24 protein-coding genes are annotated in these 25,005 nt (G+C 65.5%); 15 read left to right on the top strand and 9 right to left on the bottom strand.

Annotated elements, in window-relative coordinates; translation table 11 throughout:
- Nucleotides 1-27: 27 nt before the first annotated feature.
- Nucleotides 28-1,293, bottom strand: coding sequence for a phosphoribosylamine--glycine ligase (purD, locus tag EV191_RS11275; RefSeq protein ID WP_132877141.1), 1,266 nt, complete (start codon nt 1,291-1,293; stop codon nt 28-30).
- Nucleotides 1,294-1,528: 235 nt separating this feature from the next.
- On the opposite strand from purD, the gene EV191_RS11270 reads away from it, so the two are divergent.
- Both EV191_RS11270 and EV191_RS11265 read left to right on the top strand, forming a co-directional pair.
- Nucleotides 1,529-2,650: a glycerophosphodiester phosphodiesterase gene (locus tag EV191_RS11270; protein WP_132876924.1), complete on the top strand. Its 1,122-nt coding sequence runs from the start codon at nt 1,529-1,531 to the stop codon at nt 2,648-2,650.
- 74 nt (nt 2,651-2,724) lie between these two features.
- A complete protein-coding gene (locus EV191_RS11265) occupies nt 2,725-3,375 on the top strand; it encodes a zf-HC2 domain-containing protein (protein ID WP_132876923.1) in 651 nt (216 codons plus the stop codon).
- A gap of 16 nt (nt 3,376-3,391) precedes the next feature.
- Here EV191_RS11265 and EV191_RS11260 read toward each other — a convergent pair whose 3' ends face one another.
- Nucleotides 3,392-4,678, bottom strand: coding sequence for an adenylosuccinate synthase (locus tag EV191_RS11260; RefSeq protein WP_132876922.1), 1,287 nt, complete (start codon nt 4,676-4,678; stop codon nt 3,392-3,394).
- Nucleotides 4,679-4,823: 145 nt separating this feature from the next.
- Between EV191_RS11260 and EV191_RS11255 the strand changes: the two genes are divergently transcribed.
- Nucleotides 4,824-5,498, top strand: a complete 675-nt coding sequence (locus tag EV191_RS11255; protein WP_424565450.1) for a hypothetical protein — start codon at nt 4,824-4,826, stop codon at nt 5,496-5,498.
- 234 nt (nt 5,499-5,732) lie between these two features.
- Entirely contained in the window at nt 5,733-6,371 is a 639-nt protein-coding gene (locus EV191_RS11250) for an HNH endonuclease family protein (RefSeq protein ID WP_132876921.1), read from the top strand.
- Here the strand turns inward: EV191_RS11250 and EV191_RS11245 are convergent.
- The 5 genes from EV191_RS11245 to EV191_RS11225 all read right to left on the bottom strand — a co-directional run bounded on the left by EV191_RS11245 (nt 6,368) and on the right by EV191_RS11225 (nt 10,642).
- On the bottom strand, nt 6,368-7,186 hold the full coding sequence (locus EV191_RS11245) for an alpha/beta fold hydrolase (protein ID WP_243658889.1): 819 nt from the start codon (nt 7,184-7,186) through the stop codon (nt 6,368-6,370). The genes EV191_RS11250 and EV191_RS11245 overlap by 4 nt on opposite strands.
- Complete coding sequence (locus EV191_RS11240) at nt 7,183-7,599, bottom strand: DUF3151 domain-containing protein (RefSeq protein WP_132876920.1); 417 nt, start codon at nt 7,597-7,599, stop codon at nt 7,183-7,185. The genes EV191_RS11245 and EV191_RS11240 overlap by 4 nt, the downstream gene beginning before the upstream one ends.
- A 185-nt stretch (nt 7,600-7,784) precedes the next feature.
- Nucleotides 7,785-8,609 carry a hypothetical protein gene (locus tag EV191_RS11235; RefSeq protein ID WP_132876919.1) on the bottom strand — a complete coding sequence of 275 codons (825 nt, stop codon included), beginning with the start codon at nt 8,607-8,609 and terminating at the stop codon, nt 7,785-7,787.
- A 55-nt stretch (nt 8,610-8,664) separates the two neighbouring features.
- On the bottom strand, nt 8,665-9,696 hold the full coding sequence (gene fbaA / locus EV191_RS11230) for a class II fructose-bisphosphate aldolase (protein WP_132876918.1): 1,032 nt from the start codon (nt 9,694-9,696) through the stop codon (nt 8,665-8,667).
- 70 nt (nt 9,697-9,766) lie between these two features.
- Nucleotides 9,767-10,642, bottom strand: coding sequence for an LLM class F420-dependent oxidoreductase (locus EV191_RS11225; RefSeq protein ID WP_243658888.1), 876 nt, complete (start codon nt 10,640-10,642; stop codon nt 9,767-9,769).
- A 134-nt stretch (nt 10,643-10,776) separates the two neighbouring features.
- Between EV191_RS11225 and EV191_RS11220 the strand changes: the two genes are divergently transcribed.
- A complete protein-coding gene (locus EV191_RS11220) occupies nt 10,777-11,700 on the top strand; it encodes a short-chain dehydrogenase/reductase (RefSeq protein WP_132876917.1) in 924 nt (307 codons plus the stop codon).
- A gap of 18 nt (nt 11,701-11,718) precedes the next feature.
- On the opposite strand, the gene EV191_RS11215 is transcribed toward EV191_RS11220, so the two are convergent.
- A complete protein-coding gene (locus EV191_RS11215; protein WP_132876916.1) occupies nt 11,719-12,666 on the bottom strand; it encodes an AraC family transcriptional regulator in 948 nt (315 codons plus the stop codon).
- 278 nt (nt 12,667-12,944) lie between these two features.
- Here EV191_RS11215 and EV191_RS11210 point away from each other — a divergent pair, with 278 nt between their 5' ends.
- The 9 genes from EV191_RS11210 (at nt 12,945) to EV191_RS11170 (ending at nt 24,197) form a co-directional block, all read left to right on the top strand.
- Nucleotides 12,945-14,987: a hydantoinase/oxoprolinase family protein gene (locus EV191_RS11210; protein WP_165912915.1), complete on the top strand. Its 2,043-nt coding sequence runs from the start codon at nt 12,945-12,947 to the stop codon at nt 14,985-14,987.
- Entirely contained in the window at nt 14,984-16,834 is a 1,851-nt protein-coding gene (locus tag EV191_RS11205) for a hydantoinase B/oxoprolinase family protein (protein WP_132876914.1), read from the top strand. The genes EV191_RS11210 and EV191_RS11205 overlap by 4 nt, the downstream gene beginning before the upstream one ends.
- Before the next feature lie 257 nt (nt 16,835-17,091).
- The gene (locus EV191_RS11200; RefSeq protein WP_132876913.1) at nt 17,092-18,687 is read left to right on the top strand and encodes an AMP-binding protein; all 1,596 of its coding nucleotides are present in this window, start codon (nt 17,092-17,094) and stop codon (nt 18,685-18,687) included.
- Entirely contained in the window at nt 18,687-19,058 is a 372-nt protein-coding gene (locus tag EV191_RS11195) for a hypothetical protein (protein WP_132876912.1), read from the top strand. The genes EV191_RS11200 and EV191_RS11195 overlap by 1 nt, the downstream gene beginning before the upstream one ends.
- Nucleotides 19,058-19,510 carry a Zn-ribbon domain-containing OB-fold protein gene (locus tag EV191_RS11190; RefSeq protein WP_132876911.1) on the top strand — a complete coding sequence of 151 codons (453 nt, stop codon included), beginning with the start codon at nt 19,058-19,060 and terminating at the stop codon, nt 19,508-19,510. Before EV191_RS11195 ends, EV191_RS11190 begins: the two co-directional genes overlap by 1 nt.
- Complete coding sequence (locus tag EV191_RS11185) at nt 19,497-20,660, top strand: thiolase family protein (protein WP_132876910.1); 1,164 nt, start codon at nt 19,497-19,499, stop codon at nt 20,658-20,660. The genes EV191_RS11190 and EV191_RS11185 overlap by 14 nt, the downstream gene beginning before the upstream one ends.
- Nucleotides 20,661-20,740: 80 nt before the next feature.
- Complete coding sequence (locus tag EV191_RS11180; protein WP_132876909.1) at nt 20,741-21,205, top strand: pyridoxamine 5'-phosphate oxidase family protein; 465 nt, start codon at nt 20,741-20,743, stop codon at nt 21,203-21,205.
- A gap of 106 nt (nt 21,206-21,311) precedes the next feature.
- Complete coding sequence (locus EV191_RS11175) at nt 21,312-22,958, top strand: sigma-54-dependent Fis family transcriptional regulator (RefSeq protein ID WP_132876908.1); 1,647 nt, start codon at nt 21,312-21,314, stop codon at nt 22,956-22,958.
- Between the two features lie 126 nt (nt 22,959-23,084).
- Nucleotides 23,085-24,197, top strand: coding sequence for an NDMA-dependent alcohol dehydrogenase (locus EV191_RS11170; RefSeq protein WP_132876907.1), 1,113 nt, complete (start codon nt 23,085-23,087; stop codon nt 24,195-24,197).
- A 9-nt stretch (nt 24,198-24,206) separates the two neighbouring features.
- Here EV191_RS11170 and mftR read toward each other — a convergent pair whose 3' ends face one another.
- Nucleotides 24,207-24,806: a mycofactocin system transcriptional regulator gene (mftR, locus tag EV191_RS11165; protein WP_132876906.1), complete on the bottom strand. Its 600-nt coding sequence runs from the start codon at nt 24,804-24,806 to the stop codon at nt 24,207-24,209.
- Between the two features lie 84 nt (nt 24,807-24,890).
- On the opposite strand from mftR, the gene mftA reads away from it, so the two are divergent.
- A complete protein-coding gene (gene mftA / locus EV191_RS11160) occupies nt 24,891-25,004 on the top strand; it encodes a mycofactocin precursor MftA (RefSeq protein ID WP_132876905.1) in 114 nt (37 codons plus the stop codon).
- Nucleotide 25,005: the final 1 nt, after the last annotated feature.

Below are 25,005 nucleotides of genomic sequence, written 5' to 3'. Positions count from 1 at the left end.
GAACCTTGCGGCTGAGGCCGCCGTAGGCTAGTGACCAGCGGGTGCGCCGACCTCGCCGCGGGCGGCCTGCAAGGCGATATCGGTGCGGAAATGCGCGCCGGGCAGGTGCACGGCGTCCACCAGGGCATAGGCCTGGTCCCGCGCGTCAGCGAGGTCAGCACCGGTGGCGGTCACGGAAAGCACCCGACCACCGGTCGAGACAATCGCCCCGTCATCCCTGCGCTTGGTGCCGCCGTGCAGCACGCCCTCCACATCGCCGCCGGTAATCACATCGCCGGTATGCGGCGGGCCCGGATACCCGTCGGCCGCGATGACCACGGTGACCGCGGCCCCGTCCACCCAGCTCAGCGGCGGCTGCTCGGCGAGCGTTCCGGTTGCCGCGGCGTGCAACAGCCCGCCAAATGGCGTGGTCAGCAGCGGCAGTACCGCCTGTGTCTCCGGATCACCGAAGCGGCAGTTGAACTCGATCACCTGCGGCCCCTGCGAGGTCAGCGCCAGGCCCGCATACAGCAGCCCGGTGAACGGGGCGCCACGCTCGGCGAGTTCCGCCACCACCGGCTGCACGATCCGCTTGACGACCTGATCGGCCAGCTCCGGATCCGCCCAGGGCAGCGGCGCGTAAGCGCCCATGCCACCGGTATTCGGCCCGGTATCCCCGTCACCAACCCGCTTGAAGTCCTGCGCCGGCAACAGTGGGACGACCGTTTGCCCGTCCACCAGACAGAACAGCGAAGCCTCTGGTCCATCCAAAAAGGATTCCAAGATGACCGGGTGGCCACCGTCGAGCAAGGTGATCGCGTGCTTTCGGGCGTACTCGTGGTCATCGGTAACCACCACACCTTTGCCCGCGGCCAGACCATCGTCCTTGACCACGAACCGGGGGCCGAACCTGCTCAGCGCGGCATCCAGTTTCGCCGGATTGTCCACCAGCTCGCTGTGCGCGGTAGGCACGCCGGCAGCGGTCATCACATCCTTGGCGAAGGCCTTGGAACCCTCGATCCGCGCGGCGGCCGCGGACGGACCGAAGCAGGCGATGCCGGCCTTGCGCACCGCATCAGCCGCACCCACGACAAGCGGCTTCTCCGGCCCGATCACCACCAGGTCCGCACGCCATGCGGTGGCCGTGGCGGCAACCGCGGCTGGATCGGCGACGTCGACCGTCAGTGATTCGGCGATCCGCGCGATCCCGGCATTGCCTGGCGCACAGGCCAGGTCAGTGACCGCCGGGTCCCGCGAAAGCGCAAGGACGAGGGCATGCTCCCGGGCTCCGGACCCAATTACCAGGACGCGCACAGACATCAGATTAACCCGTACCGGCCCAACCAGACACGGCGAGGGGCAGCTAACCCGGGGTACCCAGCACGTTACGGCAACTGTGTGATTCCACCCATATCGGGCCGGCCACGCGGGTAGCGTATGCCCGCGTTAATCGTGGCGTCGCCAGCCGTACCGGCTCCGGTCGCCAGCTAGTTGCTCGGCACGGCAAAGGTTGCCCGCGTCGCTCATGTTCGCAGATCGAGGAGGTTCCATGACAGCAAAGCGGCTCACCGCATTGGCTGCCGCCGGATTCGTGGGGTTAGGCATGCTCGGCGCCTTCGGGCCGGCAGCCGCGGCCGAGCAGGGTGACGGCGACCCCGCGACGGTCCGCGCGGCGGATGTGGATATCTACGGCCACCGCGGCGCATCCGGTTACCGCCCGGAGCACACCCTTGTCGCCTACGCGCTTGCCGCCCGAATGGGCGCCGACTACATCGAAGTCGACCTGGTACCAACCAAGGACGGCGAACTCGTGGCCCGCCATGAAAACGAGATCAGCGAGACCACCGATGTCGCCGAACGACCCGAGTTCGCCGACCGCAAGACCACCAAAACGGTGGATGGTCAGCAACTGACCGGCTGGTTCACCGAGGACTTCACGCTCGCCGAGCTGAAAACGCTGCGGGCAATCGAGCGGGTTCCGGACATCCGTCCGAACAACACGATGTACAACGGCCGTTACGAGGTGCCAACGTTCGACGAGATCCTGCAGCTGCGCGAAGGACTGTCCAACGACCTCGGCAGGGAGATCGGGATCGCGCCAGAAACCAAGCATCCGACCTACTTCAGGGAACTTGGGGTGCCAATCGAACCCGGGATGGTCGCCGCGCTGAACGAGTACGGGTTGAACACCGCGGAGTCAAAGGTTCTCGTGCAGTCCTTCGAGGTGGGCAATCTACAGGCACTGGACGAATGGCTGAACGTGAACATGGTCCAGCTGACCCTCGCCGATGGCGCGCCCTACGACTTCGTGGCTTCCGGCGATCCGCGCACCTACGCCGATCTGGTTACCCCGCAGGGGTTACGCGAGATGGCCGGCTACGCCGATTCGGTCGGCCCGGAAAAGGACCAGATCATTCCTCGGGACGCGCAGGGCGCGCTGACCGAACCGACCAGCCTTGTCGATGACGCGCACGCCGCCGGACTGGAAGTCGTGCCGTTCACCTTCCGCAACGAGAACGAGTACCTGCCGGCGGACTACGTCTCCTCAACCGATCCCGCCGCGTATGGCGACGCATTCGCGGAGTACCAGCGGTTTATCGACACCGGGATCGATGGCGTGTTCAGTGACAATCCGGACACCGCGGTGGAGGCGCGGGCGGACCAGCGGTAACCCGGGCAGCCGAGATTCGCGGCAAATTCCCGGAAACCCTGGAAACGGTCCGGCACTGGTATCACTATGGGTAGGTGGGATGCGCCGAATGCCGGGAACACCTTTCCGCGCGCTTGGATGGCGAGGACGAGTTCGCCTTCGCCATTGACGTGGAGCTACATCTGGACACTTGTCGTGACTGTCGGCAGTGGACGGAACAGATAGCGCGGATCACGCGGATCACCAGAGCCAGCTCCGAGCAGTCGGTACCGCGGCTCGACACTCTCGCGCCACCAAACCCGGGCAGGGAACGCCTGCGGCTACTACTCCGGGTACTGCTCGCGGTACTGGCCGTTGGCCAGTTGGTGATCGGCACGCTGCAAATCGTGTTTGGCGAAGCGCCACCTGGCGAGCCCGGCCATACCGCATTCGCACATGCCGGAAACATGAACGCGGCGTGGAATATCGGGCTTGGCATCGGCTTCGCCTGGATTACCTACCGGACCGATCGGGCAACCGGTCTGCTGCCAACGCTGACCGGTTGCCTTGCCATCCTCACCTTGTTGAGCGTGAACGATCTGCTTACCGGCCGCGCACTGTCCGGCCAGCTGGCGGTGCATAGCGTCGCGCTCATCGGTCTGGTGACCGTCGCCGCACTCGCCATGTTGCACCGGCGAGACGCGGCCGAGGCCGAGGTCGAAGCCAGGTATCGCAGCCAGACCACGGTCACCTCGCGGAACGCCTGAGTCGCGCCGAGGCCGCTCAGCCGAAGGCGTGCCGCACGATCGTCTGCTCCCGGCCCGGCCCAACACCGATCGCAGACATCCGCGCCCCGGACAACTCCTCCAACCGCTCGACGTAGCGTCGCGCGTTCGCCGGGAGATCCTCGAAACTCCGGCATTCCGAAAGGTCTTCCCACCAGCCGGGCAGTTCCTCGTAGATCGGCACCGCATGGTGGATATCGGTCTGCGTCATCGGCATATCGTCAAACCGGAAACCGTCCACTTCGTATCCGACGCAGACCGGCACCGATTCCAATCCGGACAGCACATCCAGCTTGGTGAGGAAGAAATCGGTGATCCCGTTCACCCGTGCCGCATAGCGCGCGATCACCGCGTCGAACCAGCCGGTACGCCGCGAACGGCCGGTCGTCACGCCGAATTCACCGCCGGCCTTGCGCAGCGTTTCACCGGACTCGTCGTGCAGCTCGGTAGGGAACGGACCGGCGCCAACCCGGGTGGTGTAGGCCTTCAGGATGCCGATCACCGTGCCGATCCGGCCCGGCCCGATGCCCGATCCGGCGCAGGCACCGCCGGAGGTCGGGCTGGACGAGGTGACGAACGGGTAGGTGCCGTGGTCCACATCGAGCAGGGTGCCCTGGGAGCCCTCGAGCAGTACGGTTTCGCCGCCTTCCAACGCCCGGTTCAGCAGCAGTCGGGTATCGGCGATCCGGTGCGCGAAACGCTCACCCGCGGCGAGCACGGTATCGGTGACCTCGTCCGGATCCAGGGCCTTGCGGTTGTACACCTTCACCAGGATCTGGTTCTTCAGTTCGAGTGCGGCCTCGACCTTCTGCCGCAGGATCTTCTCGTCGAGCACGTCCTGTACCCGCACCCCGACGCGCGCCACCTTGTCCTGATAGCACGGTCCGATCCCACGCCCGGTGGTGCCGATCTTGCGAGCACCAAGGTAGCGCTCGGTGACTTTGTCGATGGCCACGTGGTACGGCATGATCAGATGCGCGTCCGCGGAGATCATCAGACGATCGGTGTCCACGCCGCGCTCCTCGAGGCCGGACAGCTCATCGAGCAGCACCTCGGGATCGACCACCACACCGTTGCCGATCACGTTCGTTACCCCAGGGGTAAGGATTCCGGACGGGATCAGGTGCAAGGCGAAGTTCTGCCCATCCGGCAACACCACGGTATGTCCCGCGTTGTTACCTCCCTGGTAGCGCACTACCCATTGGACCCGCTCACCGAGCAGATCGGTGGCCTTGCCCTTACCTTCGTCACCCCACTGGGCGCCGATGAGCACGATGGCCGGCATGTGAAACTCCCCTGGTAATGGGACGGGCTGAAGTCGTCGAGACATACCGCCACTGCGACGATGGATGCCTCTTCGAACAATTGTCACCGCGGCAGCGGCGGCACGTCGATATTGCCGGTGCACGAGGGTAGCTGAGGAGGCGGCGGTGGGCGCAGTCGTGTTGGTGTGCGGTAATGCACTCGATAACGGTGAGTTCGGAGAACTCACCGAACGCGACGACGTCTCCACTCGATCGGTGCCCGCGCGGCCAGGTAAAGCCGAGCTCGCGCCGGTGCTGGCCGAACTCGCCGACCGCAGGTTGATCGTGCACGGCACCGACGCCGATCTTGCCGCGGTAGTACTGCGGTTGCTGCGTACCGAACGGTTGGCCGATACCCAGGTCGGCTTCGTGCCCACGGACCGCGACTCGGCTACGGCCGCGCTCTGGGGGCTGCCAACCAACCCGGCCGCCGCGTTTGACCTCGCCATCGGCGGCGATGTCGATCCGGTACCGCTGATCCGCGACGACGTAGGCGGAGTGCTGGTCGGTCGCGGCGAGATCGGCCCGGTGCGCGGCGTCGGCTACTGCGATGACCAGCGGGTACTGCCGGCCAAAACGGCGCGGATCGTGGTCAGTCCACAGCCGGGCGAGGGCCTTGCGGTGCGAGTAACCCGTACCGGTTTGCTTGGCCGCAGCCAGACGGCCGTCGGGCGCGCCTTCCAACTCGGCTGTTTCGAAACGGTGCCGCGCTCGGACGGCGTGCCGCATCCACGCGCGGTAACCAGATGGACCTGGTACCGGCATACCAGCGACCTCCGACTGGTTCGCGGACTGCGCTAAGCGCACTGGCCGAGCTGGCCACACGGAGCGGATTACTGAAACGATCAGTAACCACACTATCACCCATTCGGCCGGCTACCCGATCTACGCACGGTAGAGCGTCGATCTTTCGTTGAGCCAAATTCACGTTCAGTCAGTAACTCGCCACCCGAAGGCGTTGCTCTCGTCACCTTCATCCGTCAAAGTCCAGAGGAGGTCGTGAAGTCCCCACGAACTAACTGCCTCGGAGGCGATATGTCCACATCCCGCACCCTCCGCTCCGCACTCACCGTTGTCGCGTTATCCGGCGGTCTGGTGCTCGGCCTCGCTCCTGCCGCGAGCGCCGTCCCGCCGAATATCCCCGATACCGAAACGGCGCAGACGATGCTCACCGAGCTGGAAGTCGCCCCAGACGGTTCGATGGACGGCTACGACCGGGACGAGTTCCCGCACTGGAGCACTGTTTCCGACAACTGCAACACTCGCGAGGAAGTGCTCAAACGCGATGGCGAAGGCGTTGAGGTCGGCGAGGACTGCTACCCGACGAGCGGCAGCTGGTTCAGCCCGTTCGACGGCGAAACGAGGTCCGAGCCGTCCGATATCAGCATCGACCACATGGTCCCGCTGGCCAACGCATGGCGCACTGGCGCGGCCGAATGGACCCGCGACAAGCGCGAGCAGTTCGCCAACGATCTGGACGATCCGCAACTGATCGCGGTCACCCCGGAGTCAAACGGAGCGAAGGGCGACTCCTCGCCGGACGAATGGAAGCCCGAGGTGCGCGAGCACTGGTGCGATTACGGCAAGAGCTGGATCGCGGTAAAGGACAAGTGGCAACTCACCGTCAACGAAGCCGAAAAGGGCGCGCTGGAGGAGATGTTGGGTACCTGTTAGGACGCGGCAACGCTGTCCAGACAGTCGGTACCCAGATAGTCGCGGATCGCGGCGGCGAACCCAGCCGGGTCGTCGTCGTGGATCCAGTGCCCGCAGTCAGCGAACTCGCGCAGCGTCGTGTTCGGTCGCGCACCGGCCATCTCGCGCGCGAGTTCGCTGGCCAGAATCGTGCTGTGCTTGCCGTGCAGCAATAGCGCCGGGCAGCTCGAGGCAAGCCAGTCGGACCAGTAGTCGCCGAGGTGCGCGCGCTGCGAGTCGACCATGTCCGCGTAGTCGAAGAGCAAACCCCACCCGTCGGCGAACTCCGCCGCACTGTGCATGAAGTAACCGGAAGGGATACCGCGCTCTTCGATCGCCGTGGCGAGCGCGTCCCGCGTAGGCGCGCGGCGCGGCCAGTCCGAGAGGTCCAGCACCGGGTTCGGCACGGTCGGCGCATCGTTGCGCACCGTGGCGTCCTCGATCAGCAGTACCCGCACCAGCTCCGGATAACGCGCGGCGAGCCGGTATGCCACCAGCCCACCCATCGAATGGCCGAGCACCGGCACCGGCGCAAGGTCCAGCGCGGCAATAAACGCCGCCGCATCGTCCACATAGGAATCAAGGCGGAAGTCACCGTCGCTCGGGCTATGCCCGTGCCCACGCTGATCGAGTGCGAGTATCCGGCAGCCGATGTCCACGGCAACCGGCGCGAAGATACTTGCCCGGCCGAAATGCCCGTGCAGCGCGACAATCGGCTGCCCTTCGCCGACGTCCAGATAGGCGTACTCGCCGGCAGGCAGGCTGATCTGCCGCGGTTGCGCAGCGACGTCCGTCACGCCAACTCGAGCGCGGCGGTCGCGGCCGGATCGGAGTCGTTGAGCAGCTGAACGCAGCGGTCGAACTCCGCGGACTCACCGATCGCCCGCGCGGCCTTGGCCAGCGCTCCGATCGCGCGCAGCACGCCCTGGTTCGGCTCGTGCGCCCACGGAACGGGGCCGTGCCCCTTCCACCCCGCACGGCGCAGCTGGTCGAGCCCGCGGTGGTAACCGGTGCGCGCGTAGGCGTACGCGGCGACGTACTCACCGGCGGCCAGCGCGACCTCGGCAAGCGTGGCCCAGCCGGCACTGAAGTCCGGATGTTTGGTAACCACCTCGGCGGGATCGGTGCCGGCGGCCAGCGCTGCCTGCGGTTCAGGACGCTCCGGTAGCTGGGTCGGCTCAGGGCCAAGCAGGTTCTCGTGCAAGCTCATGACCCCAATCCTGCCGTAAGTCGGCGGGGCGGCCGTCGAGCGGGCGTCAGATCAGCACCGCGGCAAGCATGCTCGCCCCGCCAAGCACCAGGGCAAAGATCAGGACCACCGCGACCGCACGTTTGGATCTCACGCCGCAGAGGATGCCCGGCCCAGGTGGTCAACAGCAAACTGACCAGGCCGCGCTACCCGTTCGTGTGACGAAACGGGTAGTGCGCCGGACCCCCGACTCGTGGCTTCCTGGTCAGGACCGACAGGTTCCGCACATCCACAGTATCGACGTCATGACCGAAGGTTTGAGACATCGGGACCTCCTCGACGGCAGCCACCGCAATGCCCTGCCGCACCGCATCGTGGACCGCCGCGCGAAGCGCCTTGACCGGTGCCATCTCGACCAGCCCGCCGAGCTGGCGATCGGCCCGCAGCAGGGTGCGCAATCCGCGCGCCACAACAAGCAGCGGGACTTGCCGCCGCCAGAGCGTCCAACCGGCGTAGAGGTCGTTGCCGAACGCGCAGGCCAGGATCAGCACGTGGTACGTGCCAATCCTGGTGTACAACACGTTGTGTACGCCAGGGACCGGCGGACCGGTCCGAACCCGGCGCGCCTGCACCGTGGCCGGCACCGCGTGGTGATCCAGCAGCGACCGATAGGTCACGCCGAACACGGTATCCGCGCTCCCTGCCCGGTCGGCCAACGACGACTGCCAGTCACCGAGCGCTTCGGTCTTCGGCACGAGTAACGCGAGACAAACCCACGCGACCGGGGCAGCGATGACAAGCCCCTCGGTCAGCATGTTCAGGACCGGAACGTCTTCGGCGACAAACGCCGCGGCCACGCTCGCCAGGAATATCACGACAGCGCCACCGAGCACTCGCCACAGGATCCGCTTGGCGACCTCACCGGTAGCCGCATCGACGAGTTCGATCGTCATCTCGTTGGCGCCCTGGAATTCCTGGCGCTGCCCGGACCGGTACTCGTGCTGCGGCAATCCGTCATGCGGCGTACTCATGACCGCATGGTGTCTCTGCCAGGCAAGCCCCGGCCGAAGCCGGGATGCCCGAGGGCTAGGCCATCTTGCGGCCGGCGGACTTGAGGTCCTTGCAGGCCCCGACCACGCGCTCGGCCATCGCCTGCTCGGCAACCTTGAGGTAACTGCGCGGGTCATAGGTCTTCTTGTTACCGACCTCGCCGTCGACCTTGAGCACGCCGTCGTAGTTGCTGAACATATGCCCGGCGATCGGCCGGGTGAACGCGTACTGCGTATCGGTGTCGATGTTCATCTTGATCACGCCGTAGGAGACCGCTTCGTGGATCTCCTCGAGCAGTGATCCGGAACCACCGTGGAAAACCAGCTCGAACGGCTTCGCGTCGGCCGGCAGCCCCAGCTTCTCGGCGGCAACAGCCTGCCCACGCTTGAGCACATCCGGCCGCAGCTGCACATTGCCCGGCTTGTACACGCCGTGCACGTTGCCGAAGGTCGCGGCAAGCAGATAGCGCCCCTGCTCACCGGAACCGAGCGCGTCCACGGTCTTGGTGAAGTCGCCCTCGGCGGTGTAGAGCTTCTCGTTGATGTCGTTGGCGACGCCGTCTTCTTCGCCACCGACGACGCCGATTTCCACTTCGAGGATGATCTTCGCGGCCGCGGCGGCGGCAAGCAGTTCGGTCGCGATGGACAGGTTCTCGTCCAGATCAATCGCCGAGCCGTCCCACATATGCGACTGGAAAAGCGGGTTCTTGCCGCTGTTCACCCGATCCTGGGAGATCGCGATCAGCGGGCGCACAAAGCCGTCCAGCTTGTCCTTCGGGCAGTGGTCGGTGTGCAGCGCGATGTTGACCGGGTACTTGTCCGCGACCACGTGCGCGAACTCGGCAAGCGCCACCGAACCGGTGACCATGTCCTTGACCTTGCCGCCGGAGGCGAACTCGGCGCCGCCGGTGGACACCTGGATGATCCCGTCGCTTTCCGCCTCCGCGAAACCACGCAGCGCGGCGTTCAGCGTTTCCGACGATGTGACGTTGATCGCGGGATAGGCGAACTCATTCGCCTTCGCGCGGTCCAGCATCTCGGCGTAAACGTCTGGAGTAGCGATGGGCATAGGGTGTCCTTCCTCCCGGCAGGCGCCGTTGACCTGAATGCCGCGAAGACTACCCGAGCCGGATGGCCGGTCAGGCCAGCGCTTCGGCCAGAGCGCGGTACCCGGCGACCGGCGGCCCCGCCGAGTCACTGAGCACCTGGACACAGACGTGATCGGCGCCGGCATCGTGGTGCTCGGCGATCTTCGCGCGCACCGCATCCGGTTTACCCCAACCGACCAACGCGTCGATCAACCGATCGCTGCCACCGTCCGCGAAGTCATCGACCGAGAAACCAAGCCGCAGCAGGTTATTCGTATAGTTCGGCAGCTGGAGGTAAGGACCGACGCCTGCCCGCGCGGTCGCCCTTGCCCGGGTCGGATCGGCATCCAGCACCACTTTCAACTCCGGGGCGAGCAACGGCTCGGGCCCAAGAATCTCCCGCGCCGTTCGGGTGTGCTCGGCAGTACTCAGATAAGGGTGGGCCCCGGCTGAGCGCGCCCCCGCCAACCGCAATGTGCGCGGACCAAGTGCGGCCAGTACCCGATTCTCCTTGGGGACTGGCGTTTCCGCGCTGTCCAACTCGTCCACATAGGAAGCAAGCGCGGAGTAGGGGCGCTCGTAGGTGTACGAGGTCATCGCCTCGACCATCACCTTGTGCCCCGAACCGAGCCCGAGCAGCAGCCGATCCGGATACGCCGTGACCACCCGGTGATAGCTCCCGACGACCTGCGCGCTCGGTTCGGTCCAGATGTTCACGATCCCGGTGGCCAGAGTCAGCCTGCTGGTGGCCGCGAGCAACCGCTCGTGCACCGCGAGATCGGCGCGGGACAGGCCGAGCCAGAGCGCGCCGAAGCCGAGTTCGTCGAGCTCCGCGGCGACATCGGCGGCCTCCGGGCGACTCCAATCCGGTGCACCGCTCCAGATCCCCACCCGTCCCAGGTCATATCGCTGCATTGCGGATGTCACCGGCACCTCCTCGACGTAGGCCTACGCGCAGCAAGAACACCGCACGCGAAGCATGCATTCCATCGAGCGAGCAGATACCTTACTATTGGTAGGTTACTACTAGTAAGTTAGCTTCGGCGACCGAGGAGGTAGCCATGCGTTCACCTTTCCGCCTACCGCGCAGGACGCCCAGCATGGCCGGCAAGGTTGTGCTGCTCACCGGGGCAGCACGGGGGATCGGCGCGGAGCTCGCCAAACGGCTCGCCGCGGACGGCGCGCGGCTGGCGCTGGTTGGCCTCGAGGGCGAACAACTGCGCGCGGTGGCCAAGCAATGCGGCGCCGAGGCCGCGGCCTGGGAAGCGGATGTCACCAGCTGGTCGGAACTGGAGGCGGCCGTCGAGGCGGCGGTGGCGAGGTTCGGCCGGCTGGACGTGGTGGTGGCCAACGCGGGCGTGGCCGCCACTGGTTTCGTCCGCTCGATCGATCCAGCCGCGTTTGAGCGCACCGTGGAGATCGACCTGCTTGGCGTCTGGCGCACCTTCCGGGTCGCCCTGCCGCATGTCATCGAAGCGCGCGGGTACCTGCTCGCGATCTCCTCGCTCGCGGCAATCGCGCACGCGCCGGGAATGGCGCCCTACGCTGCGGCCAAAGCCGGCGTGGAAGCCTTCGCGAACAGCCTGCGCGCCGAGGTCCGACACCTCGGCGTCGCGGTCGGGGTCGCGCATCCATCGTGGATTCGCACGGACCTGGTCACCGGCGCGGACGAGCACCCGGTCTTCGGTAGGCTCCGGGCCGCCATGCCGGGCCCACTCGGCAAAACCCATCCGGTGTCCGCTGTGGTCGACGACCTGGCGCGCGGCATCCGGCACCGCGCCCGCGCCGTGCACACCCCGGGGATCGTCGGCGTGCTCAAGCTGATCAGATCGACACTCCCGGCGATCATCGAACTGGGCAGCCGCCCGTTGATTCCGCGTGCCGATCGCGAGGCACTTGCCGATATCGCCACCAGGGGCGCGGCCGCTTCCCAACCGGTTGGTCCCGGCGGCGCCGCGGGAATGGGTTCCGACCGAAATACGTGACACCCTCCCGAGGTCCGTTCAGCGAAACTCCCGCGGCGCCGCGCCGTACTGCTGCCGGAACTGGGTACTGAACGTACTCAACGAGGTAAAGCCACAACGATTGGCGATCTCGGTAAGCGTCATGCACCGGTCTTTCGGAGCCTGCACCATACGCATCGCCAAGCCCAATCGCTCTTGCCTGATCACCTCTTGCGGAGTGGTGCCAACCTCCTGCAAAGACCGCTGCACGTGGCGCAGGGACCAGCCAAGCGCCATCGCGATCTTGCTCCCGGTCAACAACCGATCGCCCGCATGCTCCCGAACATACCGCCGCACCGCGTGCTCAATCTCGACTGAGTAGCTGGTCACGCTCGGCCTATCGTCGCCAAGTACGAGCAGACTCAGTATCTCCACGATCCGCTCGCAGACCGCGTCGAATTGCCAACTGCCAAGGTGTTCGCGCTCGGTGGCAAGCCTGGTGAGCATGTCAGCGAGAACGCCGCCCAAGCCAAGGCGCAGGTTCAGCAGCGCTATCGGTGGCGCCGATCGGTTCAACTTGCGCTCCAACTCCTGACGCGAGAAGGTCAGGATGACACCACGGTTGGCAGGCCCAAGCATCATTCGAAAGGGTGTATCAACCGTGAATACCGCACCGTGGCCGACTGGCGTGGCAAGCTCGCCCCGCTGACCGAAAATCTGCATCGTCCCGGAGACCGGCAACATGAGCCGATAGTTCTCGTCGCAGTCCTGCCTAACCTGCAAACGGGTGCGGTAGACCCATTCAGGCTGGTCAACCTCCCATTCGACAAGCTGGTAACTGGTCGTGCGCTGTCGCGTAGCCCGTGCCGTGAACTCATGCGGCCGGATGTACCGGTGACTGGCTCGGCACTGATAGGCAGCGGTCGACTCACTCCAGAACTCGGGGCGGTCACGGGGCGCGACCTCGTCCGTGGCAGCCCGATCAACTAGGTAGGTTTCGCTGGACAACGCGGGCACACCTCCGATGTCGCCGCTAGTCAGATCGACGAGCCTTTCGCGCGCACCACTCAGTCAGCGTGCGCCGTTGCATCGCCACCTTCCCGCGAGAATAGCCCATGCCACAAATCCCCTTCGCCTCATGCGCCCACCGCTTGTGCTGATGCGCCAGGTGCGGCCGTAGCCGTCCCACTCGCAGGTCTTCACCGGGAAACATCCGTCGGCAAGACCGAGGTCGGTCATCCGCAGTAGGGCAAGCGCCGATGACGGCGAGTACTGGAGCTCGAGTTATGAACCTTCGAGTGGGAATCGATACCGGCGGGACCTTCACCGACGTTGTTGTCGCCGAGGGCAACCGCGTCCGAGCCGCCGCGAAATCCACCACAACACACGGGGAACTCGCCAACGGATTACTTCGGGCACTCGACAAGACGACGACCGAAGGACAGCGGATCGATGAGATCGTGCATGGCACCACTGTCGCGCTCAATGCCATCTTGACGCGCCGCGGCGCGGACGTGGGCTTCGTAACCACGACCGGATTCCGTGACCTTCTTGATATGGCACGAGGTTGGCGACCAGCCGAGTCACTGATCGACGCGCGCTGGCGACGGCCACACGAACTGCGACCGATCGTGGAACGTGCTCGCCGCCGGACCGTCCACGAACGAGTCACGGCAACCGGCGAAACCCTCATCGAACTCAACGAACAGGACCTACTTGACCAGGTTCGGCGCCTGGTCGCGGATGGGTGTCGGAGCATCGCGATCGGCTTCCTCCATTCATACAAGCACCCCCGGCACGAGCAGCGCGCCGTCGAACTCGTCCGCCAACACTTCCCGGACGTGAGCGTGAGCTCTTCGGCCGAGATCGCGCCGTTTCCCAGGGAGTACAACCGGTTCTCCACCTGTGCACTGAACGCCTACGTACAACCCGAGATGGCCGGCTACACGACGACGGTCGAAGAAAGTCTTCGCGCGACTGGCCGGGACGCGCCATTGACCTTTATGACAAACGACGGCGGCCTGAGTTCCCCAGCCGAGGTCACCACGCGTCCAGTCACGACACTCAACAGTGGACCCGTCGGCGGCCTGATGGGCGTGCAGGCTTACGCGCAGCGGCTACAGATGCCGCATCTGGTCGGCTTTGACATGGGCGGCACGAGTACCGACGTGGGGCTGGTCGTCGACAACCGGCTATCGGTCAACCGCGAACTCGAACTCGAGCATGACCTGATCGTGAGTCTGCCCGTACTGGAACTGCACAGCATCGGCGCCGGCGGCGGAAGTATCGCCACTATCGACGAGGCTGGCGGACTCAGCGTCGGCCCGCACAGCGCGGGTAGCAACCCGGGGCCGGCCTGCTACGGCCGTGGCGGTACGCAACCGACGGTGACCGACGCCTTTCTGCTGCTCGGCATGCTCGACCCAACGGCCGCGATCGGTGGGGAAATCGAACCCGATCTGGCGGCGGCCGAAGGCGTCTTCGCCACGCTGGCCACCGCGATCGACGCCAGCCCGACCGAACTGGCTGGGACCGTAGTCGATATCGCCGTGCACAATATGGCGGAAGCGGTACGACGGCTGACGATCTATCGCGGTGTCGATCCACGTGAGTTCGGCCTACTCGCCTACGGCGCCGCCGGCGGCCTCGTCGCCACCCAAGTTGCTCGGACACTGGAAATCCCCCAAGTGGTGATTCCGGCGCTTTCCGGCGTGTTCTCCGCCTACGGCCTGCTTTCCGCCGTCGCCTTCGAAGAGGACGTCACGCCGATCATGTCGATCGTGACGGAGGAGCTGGCCAGGGACATCTTCGCGCGCGCCAAGGCCCGTGCACACCGGCTCAGTGACCAGCTCAGGAACCGCACCAACGGTGAGATCCACATCGAATGCCATGTGGATGCGACCTACCTGGGTCAGCGCTGGGAACTGGCCGCGCTGGTCGATCCCGGCCACGACGATCCGATGAAGCACCTGGCCGACGCCTTCGGCGCCGCACACCAACGACAGTACGGCTACCGACTGCCGGCGCCGATCTACGTGCAGACGTTGCGCGTTCGGGCGATAGCCAGCGACAACCGAGAACTGCTGCCGCCACCACTGCCGTCGTCGAACGACGGGGATAGCCATATCCAGCACCGGGACGTGACGATCGCCGGCAAACGGCACGTCGACACGCCCATCTACCAAGCCGACAAACTGACACCCGGTCAAGTCCTCACCGGCCCCGGAATCATCGCGGCGCCGACCTCGACAACAACACTCGTCCCAGGCGACGTGGCCAGCGTGACCGAAGTTGGCGACATCGTGATCGATACCAGGGGGCAAGCATGAGCAGCACCGTGTCCCGCTCCGCAGCACTGAGCGCAACGGAAATTCAGGAGCACTACGGTACCGACCGCACCACCGCCGAGGTGATCCGGCACGCACTGGAACACATCGCCGTGCAGATGCAGATCAAGATCAACACTGGTTCGCTGAGCCCGGCGCTCAGTGAGATGAACGACTTCGGCATCGGCCTGCTCGCGCCCCGTGACGAAGCGGCCGATCTGGACTTCGACGCGATCGCGATGGGTACGGCCGCGCCGGGCCATTACGTGATCAACCAGTTCTACGCCAGGATGGCGATCGAGCACTGGGGTGCGGAGCGGTTCAGACCTGGCGATGTGTTGCTCTACAACGACCCGTTCCGCGGCGGTAGTCACATCAATGATGTCGGCACGGTGATGCCGATCTTCGTCGATGGCGCGCTGATGGGATTCGCCGCCGCGATCACGCATTGGCTGGACATCGGCGGCCCGGTCCCCACCGGTTTCGGGCCCGGCGTACAACACGATATGTACGCCGAGGGTCTGCGTATCTCGCCGCGATTGCTGTATCAAGAAGGCGAGCTGGTCCGCGAGACGTTGGAACTGTTCACTACACAAACCCGGATACCGGACATCAGCGTCAACGACCTACAGGTGATCAAGGCTGCGCTCGCGATGGGCGTGGACATGATCTCCGGCTACGTCCGGCGTTACGGACCGGCCGCCTACACCGGCGCAATTCGGTACACATTGGACTACAACGAGCGAGCCATGCGGCTGGCGCTTGCTCGGATCCCGGATGGCGACTATACGGCCGAAGACCAGCTCGACAACAACATGGACGGCGACCCGATGCCGATACGTTGCACCGTCCGCAAACGCGGCATGGAAGTCGAGGTGGACTTCTCCGGCTCCTCCCGCGAGGAATGGGGTGGTTACGCCTGCACCTGGTCGGACGCGGTTACCGCAGCACACCTCGGCCTACAGGTAGTCGTGCCGGAGACCATCAGTGCCAACGCTGGCGCATACCGGCCGGTGCAGGTCGTCACCCCGGCGGGCAACTGCCTGCACGCCCTGCCGCCAATGTCGACCAACGCAGGGCACGTGATGTTCGGCCAGAAAGCCATCAGCGTCACGAAGGCGGCCTTCGCCAAGGCGATGCCCGAACTCGCCGTGGCCGAGCACTACGACGATGTCGCACTGTTCAGCTTCGCTGGCGTCGACGACCGGGCTGGCATGCCCACACCTTTTGTCTATCTACGTATCTTCATGGGCCCGTTCGGCGGACATGCCGAAGGGGACGGCTGCGGGTACATGTTCGTGGAGGGCGGCAATTGCGTCGAGCCATCGGTCGAGCTGGATGAGGAAACCTACCCCATTCTGCAACTGGCCCGCGAGTTCGTCACGGATACCGCGGGCGCTGGAAAGCATCGAGGCGGGCCAGCCACGAGGGTGTTGTTGAGCCCGCTCGTCGACGCGGAAAGCTTCTACCAACTAGACCAATGTAGACAGGAGACCATTGGCGTTCTCGGCGGCACAGGCGGCGCGAAAGCAGCTATTACCGTCCACCGAAACGGGCTCGATGACTGGCTGGCCGGACGCGAACTCGGCGACCCGGAAGTACTCGCCGGCATCGCGGACGCCAGCGGAAGGCTTACCGACTCGGAGGACGAACCCGGCGCCGAGTTCCGACTGAGTAAACGTGCCGGCGTGCGTTTCCAAGCGCGAGATCTCGTGCTGTACCAGGTTGCCGGCGGCGCGGGCTGCGGTGATCCGTCCGCACGGGACCCCGAAGCCGTCCGCGCGGACGTGCGCAACGAGATCCTCACCTCGGAAACGGCGCGTACGACCTACGGACATGACGGAAGGTAGTGGCCAATGCTTTATCCCCAGCCCACAACTACCACCGTGGCAGAACCAGTCGAGCAGGTTGACCAAGCATGTGAGCGGTGCGAAGCGGCATATCTGTCGCGATACACCGCCGTCGGCTGGCGCGGGTGGCTTCGGGTGACGAAATGCCGGGAATGTCTCTGGATCACATCAAGCGAGCCGATCGCCTCGCCGGCACTTGCCGATGAGGCGAGCTAAAACCTGTCCCAGTCCATCCATGAAATCACCCGGAGTCAGTTATGCGATCTGCCAGCCCGGCCGACGGCCCACCGTTCGAGTTGGCGGCCAAGGACTACGTGCTCAGCACGGTGATCGAGCGTTGGACCGAGCACTCGCCCGACCGAGAATGCGCGGTTAGCGAGGACGGCACGAAGCTCAGCTATGCGCAGCTCAATCAACGCGCCAATGCGCTCGCCGCCGGGCTGCGCGAGCACGGTATCGGCTCGGGTGATCGAGTGATCACGTTATTCGCTGATAACGGGTTTCGCGTCGTCTATGCCGCAACGGCCTTGAGCAAGCTGGGCGCCGTCGAGGTCCCGGTCAATCCGGCACTGGTGGGTTCGAGTCTGACTCAGGTACTCGCCGAGGTTGAGCCGCGAGCAGCCATTGTGGATAGTTCACTACTCGACAGCCTCACCGCGGCCGTGCCCAGCGGCACTCAACTGGTAACCATCGTGTCAAGCGTGGCCGGCGGTGGGGCAACCGGCGAGGTCAGTCTGGACGAACTGCTCGCTCGACCGACCGGGGATGTCGACACGGTCGCCTCCGGCAGCGACACCGCGGCGATTATGTACACCTCGGGCACGACTGGGCTGCCCAAAGGGGCCATCCTGCCCCACCGGCATCTCATCCGGTACGGCGAACGGACCACCACTGCGCTGGGGCTGACCAGCGCGGACCGGCTACTCACGACCCTGCCGCTGTTTCACGTCGGCGGTCGCGGCATGGATCTGATCAGCTGCCTGCTCACCGGCAGCTGTTGCGTGCTCATCCGCCGGTTCAGCCCAGGATCGTTCTGGCAGCAAGCTCGCGACCACGAAGCGACGGGCTTTCACATCGTGCTCGCGATGGCACACTTCATCCTCGCCCAGGAGCCATCTCCACTCGACCGCGACCATCGGGTTAGCCGGGGCATCATCGGGCCGCCGACCCGCGATACCGCCGATGCGTTCGCCAGCCGGTTCGGCACGGCGACCGTCGGCGGCTACGGCAGTACCGAGGCAAACCTGCCGATGCTCAACCAGGACGGCCCGATCGATTCCATGGGGCGCCCGACGCCGCCGTACCGCGCCTGGATCGTCGATCAACACGACCAGCCACTTCGGCCGGGCGAGGTAGGCGAGTTGGTTGTCGCCTGCGACGAACCGTGGTCCATGTTCACCGGCTATTGGGGTCGACAACGGGACACCGTCGAAGCGCTGCGCAATTTCGGTTTCCATACCGGCGACGCCGCGTATGCCGACGAGAACGGGTACCTGTGGTTCGTCGACCGGATCAAGGACGTCATCCGTCGTCGAGGCGAGAACATATCGGCAACACAAGTTGAATCCGCCGTGAACGCGATCGACGGCGTACTCGAATCTGCTGCCTACGCGGTTCCGTCGGCACACGGCGAGGACGAGGTGGCGGTCGCCATCGTCCGCCGGCCCGACGTCGACCTCACCGCCACCGAGATCATCCGCGAATGCGCCGACACGCTGCCGCGTTTCGCCGTGCCGACCTACCTGCGCTTCGTGCCCGAGCTACCCAAAACGGCGACCGGAAAGGTCCGGAAGGTCGAGCTCAAATGCCAGGGCATCGAGGATGCCGAACCTGTCGCGGACGGAGCGAAGTAATGCCTAAATATCTCGTCCACCAGATGCTGCCCGAGGGCGGCAAGGTCGTGGAGGACCACCTCGAGCCCGGCGCGGCGGCACTGGCCGACCAGTTACTCGACCCCGAATCAGCGACGGTGCAGTGGCTGTGGGGCTGCGCGGATCTGGAACGTAAAGAATGGCACATGCTGATGTCCGCCCCAGACGAGCACGAACTCGCCGAGTACCTCCGGGATCATCCCGGCATCCAGTCGATCAGGCGAGTCTTCTACGTGACGGAGGACAACCTGGCGTGGGCGCTACTACGGGGCATGGCCGAAAACCGTAAGCGGCGGACGGAGCCGGCCAGTGCCGGCAATGACAGCGAATCCGATGCGCGAGGGGAACCCTAATGACGATCCTGCCGCAACGACCGATCGAGCCAGGGCTGTTCACCTGGCCAGCCGACCAACCACAGCTCATCGGTTCGCGGTGCGCCGGGTGCGCCGAGATCGTCTTCCCCGCGCGTACGACCTGCCCGCGCTGTATGGGGATGGACGTTGAGCAGCACCTACTCGCCACCCGCGGCACCCTGTGGACCTGGACCATACAGGGCTTCCGCCCCAAACCGCCGTTCGGACTGCCGGAACAGCAACACTTCGAACCGTTCGGTGTTGGGTATATCGAACTGGCCGGACAGACTCGGGTCGAAGCACGGCTTACCGAGTCAGACTCAGCCCGACTCGCCATCGGCATGCCCATGGAGCTCACCACCGTGCCGCTCTGGCGAGATGGCGACCACGAGCTCATCACCTATGCCTTCCAGCCAATCTACGAAGGAGATGACAGTCATGCCGCGCAGTGACGGCGACAGGGTCGCAATAATTGGCATCGGCATCTACCCACACGGCCGGCACCCGGGTGTTTCGGCGGCCACGATGGGTATCGATGCCATCCGGAAGGCACTCGCCGACGCCGGCGTGACCTGGGGCGAGATCGAGTTCGCGGCAGGCGGTTCGATGGTTTCGGGTATGCCGGACAGTGTCGTTGGCGATCTCGGCCTCACCGGCGTGCCGTTCATCAACGTCCGCAATGCATGCGCAACCGGCGCTTCGACCCTGCTGGCCGCCAGTACGGCGTTGCGCGCGGGAGACGCCGAACTCGCGGTCGTAGTCGGCTACGACAAGCACGAACGTGGCGCCTTCAGCGCGCCGCCGGAGTTGCTGGGCGTCGCTGACTGGTACGCGGCACAGGGACTCATGCTCACCCCGCAGTTCTTCGCCATGAAAATCCAGCGCTACATGCACGATTACGGAATCAGCGCCAGCACCTTGGCCAAGGTGGCCGCGAAGGCGTACCGGAACGGCGCACTCAACCCGACAGCGTTCCGGCGGACACCCATGAGTGAGCGACATATCGCTTCCTCAGCCATGATCACCCCGCCACTGACCCAGTACATGTACTGCTCGCCCGACGAAGGTGCGGTCGCCGCCGTCCTCGCGACCGAGCGCAAGGCTGCCGAGCTCGGCGTCGAACCGATCTACCTGCGCAGTGTCGCACTTCGCACCCGTTCGTACGGTTCGCTCGAAGTGTTCGGCACCTCGGTGTCACTCGCGGACACGCCGCCACCAACGACGCCCGCGGCCGAGGCGGCCTTTGCCCAGGCAGGACTGACCCCGACGGATGTGGACATCGCACAACTGTCCGACGGCGAGGCAGGTGCCGAGGTGATGGGCATGGCCGAGACCGGCCTGTGCGCACACGGCGCGCAGGAGGAGTTGATTCAGCAAGGCCAGACCGAGCTCGACGGCTCACTCCCGGTGAACACCGACGGTGGGCTGATCGCTAACGGCGAACCAGTTGGCGCCAACGGCCTTCGACAGGTACACGAGACCGTACTCCAACTTCGCGGACAGGCTGGCCAACGCCAGGTACCGAACGATCCCCAGGTCGGCTTCACCCAGGTCTACGGCGCTCCAGGCGTCGCGGCATGCACCGTGCTGGCAAAATCCTGAAACCAGTTGGGCCAGTACGCGTACGTTCCTGACGTAGCCTCGGACACGAGGAGATCCAGATAACGCATACGGGAGGCACGGTGTCCCGACGGGCGCAAATCAAGATGACGCCAGACGAAGTAGTTGCCTACCTTGCCGAACAGCGGGTAGCCAATATCGCCACGATCGGACCGAACGGCCGTCCGCATCTGGCGCCGGTCTGGTACGTACCGCGCGATACCGGCCTGGCCACCTGGACCTACGGCAGCTCCCAGAAGGTGGCGAACCTACGCCGGCTTGCCCAGGCCACCGTGCTTGTCGAGGACGGCGACAGCTACGAGCGGCTCACCGGCGTATCGATGGAATGCGATGTGTCGATCATCGAAGACCCTGCTGAGGTGCTGGCGATCGGCACCGGGCTCACCGAGCGCTATTCCGGGCTCGGCGCCGGCAACGGCGATGCCCAGGAGTTCCTGCGCGCGCAGGCGAGCAAGCGCGTTGGCCTGGTGTGCACCCCGACCAAAGTGGTGAGCTGGGATCACCGCAAGCTCGCCGGGGTGTACTGAACCGCGAACCAGACATATGCGCGGGGCTTCATAGTTCGGCCGCGCGCTGCCATGATGGGTGTTCGGGATCCCGACAGGCTCACAGCCACTCAACGAGGAGTGTGATGTGACCGAGGCCAGCCTGCGCACCGAGATTGCGGACTCCTGGCGTCGATCGGAACGCAGCGGGCTAGATCCAGCCGCCGGCACCGACCGGCTACCGGTGCACGATATCGACCAGGACACCGAGCTGGTGCGCGCCGCGCGCCCGGTGCTCGACGAGATGGCACGACACCTCGCGGACACCGGTTACTGTGTCGCGCTCGCCGACCGGGACTGCCATATCGTGGCAAGGCGTTTCGGCGGCCGAAACGTGGAACAGGCACTGGATTCGATCGGCGCACTGCCGGGGAGCAAGTTCGACGAGGCGAGCACCGGGACAAATGCCATCGCTACGCCGTTCGTGCTACGCAGGGGCGTCGCGATTCACGGCGCGGAACACTTTCTGCACAGCTTCAAACAGTTCACCTGCTACGGCCAGCCGATCTTCCATCCGGTCAGCAAGCAGCTGGCCGGGGTGCTGGACATCACCGGGCTCACCAAGGACGACAACCCGTTGCTTGCCCCGTTCGTGGTGCGCGCCGTGGCGGATATCGAGCAGCGCCTGTGCGCCTCCGCCGCGGACGGCGAGCGGCTGCTACTCGCCGCGTTTCAAGCCGCGCAACACCGTACTAGTGCATTACTCGCGCTCGGACCAGGCGTGGTGTTCGCCAACACCGCGGCGATCGATCTGGTCGATCCAACGGATCACGCCCTGTTTCGGGAACTGGCCAGACGCCCGTCACCGAGCGCGAAACGGCTGCGACTAGCTGGCGGCACCAGCGTGCGAGTCTGCGCCGAACCGATCGGCAGCGAGGTCGGCACCCTGTTCACCCTGACGCCACTGACCGAAACCGCCGAGGCCATCCCCCGTGGCCGCACCGATACCCGGCTGCTGCCCAGCCAGATCGAGCAGGACATCGCCAGGTACACGCGGAACAGGGACCGGGTACTGATCGCCGGTGAGCCAGGTACCGGGCGCAGCAGCACCGCGGCGCTGCTGGCCGGCGCGGCACCGCTCGCCTGGCTGCCCGGCGCGGACCTACCCACGCTTGGGGCCTCCGCCTGGTGCGCCCGGCTGGACACGCTCATCGCTACCCATCCGGGATTAGTCGTGGTGGAGGACGTGCACCTGTTGCCGAGGATGCTCGCCACCCGGCTGAGCCACCTGCTGGACAGCACGGATGCCTGGCTGGCCCTGACCGGCACACCCGAACACACTGAGCCGGGGCAAACGGGTGAACTTGCCGCGCTACTCGCCCGGCTGCCACACCGGGTTGAATTACCCCCGCTGCGGACCCGGCGCGCTGAACTGCCGGCGCTTGCCAGAACGATGCTGTCCACAATGGCGCCGGGCCGGTCCCTGCGACTCACCCCGAGTGCACTGGAGATACTCGCGACGCAGCCATGGCCGGGCAATCTCCGGGAGCTTTCGGCGGTACTACGGCAATGCGTCGAACGCCGCTCGGCTGGCGATATCACCCCGCGCGATCTGCCGCCCGCGTATCAGCAGGCGGCGATACACCCGCGTACCGGCTGGGAACAGGCCGAATACGACGCGATCACCCGTGCGCTGCGGGCTGCCCGCGGCAACAAGGTGCACGCCGCCCGCGACCTGGGAATCAGCCGATCCACCCTGTACAACCGCATTCGCACACTGGGCATTAACACCTGAGGATGGGCATCAATACCTGACGAAGGAGGTCGCAGGGCACTGTCCAGGATTTGCACACTTAGCCAACTGTGCGCCGGCTCACAATGAGCGATAACCAAGTGGGTCAGCGCACAGGAGGTGGCGGTAGTGAAGACGAAGGCAGCGGTGCTTTACGGGGCGAACCAGCCGTTCGAGCTCGTCGAGCTGGATCTGGAAGGTCCACGTGCGGGCGAAGTGTTGATCAAATACACCGCGGCGGGGCTGTGCCACTCCGATCTGCACCTGACCGATGGCGACCTCGTGCCGCGCTTCCCCTGCGTTGGTGGGCACGAAGGCGCGGGGATCATCGAGGATGTTGGCCCCGGGGTCACCAAGGTCAAGCCGGGCGATCACGTGGTCTGCAGCTTCATCCCGAACTGCGGCACCTGCCGGTACTGCTCGACCGGCCGGCAGAACCTGTGCGATATGGGCGCGACGATACTGGACGGGTTCATGCCGGACGGGTCCTTCCGGTTCTCCGCGAACGGCACGGACTACGGCGCGATGTGCATGCTCGGTACGTTCTCCGAGCGCGCCACGATCTCCCAGCACTCGGTGGTGAAAGTGGACGATTGGCTGCCGCTGGAGACGGCGGTGCTTGTCGGCTGCGGGGTACCGACTGGTTGGGCGACGGCGAACTACGCGGGCGGCGTGCGCGCCGGGGACACCGCGATCATCTATGGCATCGGCGGTATCGGCATCAACGCCGTACAGGGCGCGGCACATGCGGGCGCCAAGCACGTGGTTGCTGTCGATCCCGTGCAGTTCAAACTGGACACCGCACTGAAACTCGGTGCCACGCACGCATTCCAGTCGGCCGAGGAAGCCGCCGCGAAGGTGGAGGAGCTGACCTGGGGCCAGGGCGCCGATCAGGCGCTGGTCACGGTGGGCATCGTGGAGGAAGCCGTGGTGAGCGCGGCGTTCGACGCGATCGGCAAGGGCGGCACGGTCGTGATCACCGGGTTGGCGAATCCGGAGAAGTTGACCGTGCACGTCTCCGGCGGCGCGATGACGCTGTTCGAGAAGACGATCAAGGGCACCCTGTTCGGTTCGGCGAACCCGCAGTACGACATCGTGCGACTGCTCCGGCTCTACGACGCCGGCCAGCTCAAGCTGGATGAACTGGTGACCAACAAGTACACGCTCGAGCAGGTCAACCAGGGCTACCAGGATCTACGCGATGGCAAGAACATCCGCGGCGTGATCGTGCACGACAGCTGATACGGGCTCTTAGGCGAAGCCGGTGGACAGCGCGCGCAGCGCGGTATCCAGCAGCTGGGTCAGCTCGACCGTGGGGTCGGCCAACCACTGCTGGTATGCGGCGATCGCCACGCCGAGGGTGGCGTGTGCGATCGCCTGCGGGCGTAGCGCATCCGCCGGTTCACCAAGGCGTTCGCCAACGAACTCGGCGACCACCAGGCGCCAATCCGCGTAGCGCAGCGTGGAATGCGCCTGCAGCGCGGGCACGGTGAGGATGAATCGCATCCGCCGGCGCAGCCAGGGAACCTCGGCTTGGTCCACCCGATTGAAGTCAACGACGACTTCCCTTACCGCGTCCAGCAACGGCATCTCCGCTGGACAGGCGGCGAAACGCGCGCGCATCACGTCGAGCTGCTCGTCGAAGCTGCCCCACGGAACGTCATTTTTGGACGGGAAGTAGCGGAAAAAGGTTCGCCGGCCGATCCCGGCAGCGGCCGCGATGTCCTCGATCGTGGTGTCCTCGAAACCGCGCTCGTCGAACAGTTCGAAGGCCAGATGTTCCAGTGCGGCACGGGAAGTACTGCGCCGGCGGCCGCCGCGGCGCACCGCGACGTTACTGCTTTCGGCCACGATTCGCGCTCACCCCTTCCAATCGACACCGAGTGCCATTACCTTGAGAATAACCAGCGGCAAATCTCAACGAGGAGGTTCACCATGGCGCAGGACATCACCGTCGAGCGGGCGACCGACGATACCGCGAACGTGGACGATGCCGATGAGCTGCTGGTCGAAGAGGTGTCGATCGACGGCATGTGCGGCGTGTACTGAT

Source organism: Tamaricihabitans halophyticus, from assembly GCF_004340875.1.
Classification (GTDB): domain Bacteria; phylum Actinomycetota; class Actinomycetes; order Mycobacteriales; family Pseudonocardiaceae; genus Tamaricihabitans; species Tamaricihabitans halophyticus.
The sequence above is the reverse complement of the archived record's forward strand: the minus strand, read 5'-3'. Positions and strand labels throughout refer to the sequence as shown.

Excerpts from the sequence above, each read along its gene's own strand:
- EV191_RS11190 (WP_132876911.1), top strand. The coding sequence starts at position 19,058 with ATGACGATCCTGCCGCAACGACCGATCGAGCCAGGGCTGTTCACCTGG.
- EV191_RS11235 (WP_132876919.1), bottom strand. The coding sequence starts at position 8,609 with ATGAGTACGCCGCATGACGGATTGCCGCAGCACGAGTACCGGTCCGGG.
- EV191_RS11220 (WP_132876917.1), top strand. The coding sequence starts at position 10,777 with ATGCGTTCACCTTTCCGCCTACCGCGCAGGACGCCCAGCATGGCCGGC.
- EV191_RS11195 (WP_132876912.1), top strand. The coding sequence starts at position 18,687 with ATGCCTAAATATCTCGTCCACCAGATGCTGCCCGAGGGCGGCAAGGTC.
- fbaA (WP_132876918.1), bottom strand. The coding sequence starts at position 9,696 with ATGCCCATCGCTACTCCAGACGTTTACGCCGAGATGCTGGACCGCGCG.
- EV191_RS11260 (WP_132876922.1), bottom strand. The coding sequence starts at position 4,678 with ATGCCGGCCATCGTGCTCATCGGCGCCCAGTGGGGTGACGAAGGTAAG.
- EV191_RS11200 (WP_132876913.1), top strand. The coding sequence starts at position 17,092 with ATGCGATCTGCCAGCCCGGCCGACGGCCCACCGTTCGAGTTGGCGGCC.
- EV191_RS11240 (WP_132876920.1), bottom strand. The coding sequence starts at position 7,599 with ATGAGCTTGCACGAGAACCTGCTTGGCCCTGAGCCGACCCAGCTACCG.
- EV191_RS11210 (WP_165912915.1), top strand. The coding sequence starts at position 12,945 with ATGAACCTTCGAGTGGGAATCGATACCGGCGGGACCTTCACCGACGTT.
- EV191_RS11205 (WP_132876914.1), top strand. The coding sequence starts at position 14,984 with ATGAGCAGCACCGTGTCCCGCTCCGCAGCACTGAGCGCAACGGAAATT.
- EV191_RS11270 (WP_132876924.1), top strand. The coding sequence starts at position 1,529 with ATGACAGCAAAGCGGCTCACCGCATTGGCTGCCGCCGGATTCGTGGGG.
- EV191_RS11185 (WP_132876910.1), top strand. The coding sequence starts at position 19,497 with ATGCCGCGCAGTGACGGCGACAGGGTCGCAATAATTGGCATCGGCATC.
- EV191_RS11250 (WP_132876921.1), top strand. The coding sequence starts at position 5,733 with ATGTCCACATCCCGCACCCTCCGCTCCGCACTCACCGTTGTCGCGTTA.
- mftA (WP_132876905.1), top strand. The coding sequence starts at position 24,891 with ATGGCGCAGGACATCACCGTCGAGCGGGCGACCGACGATACCGCGAAC.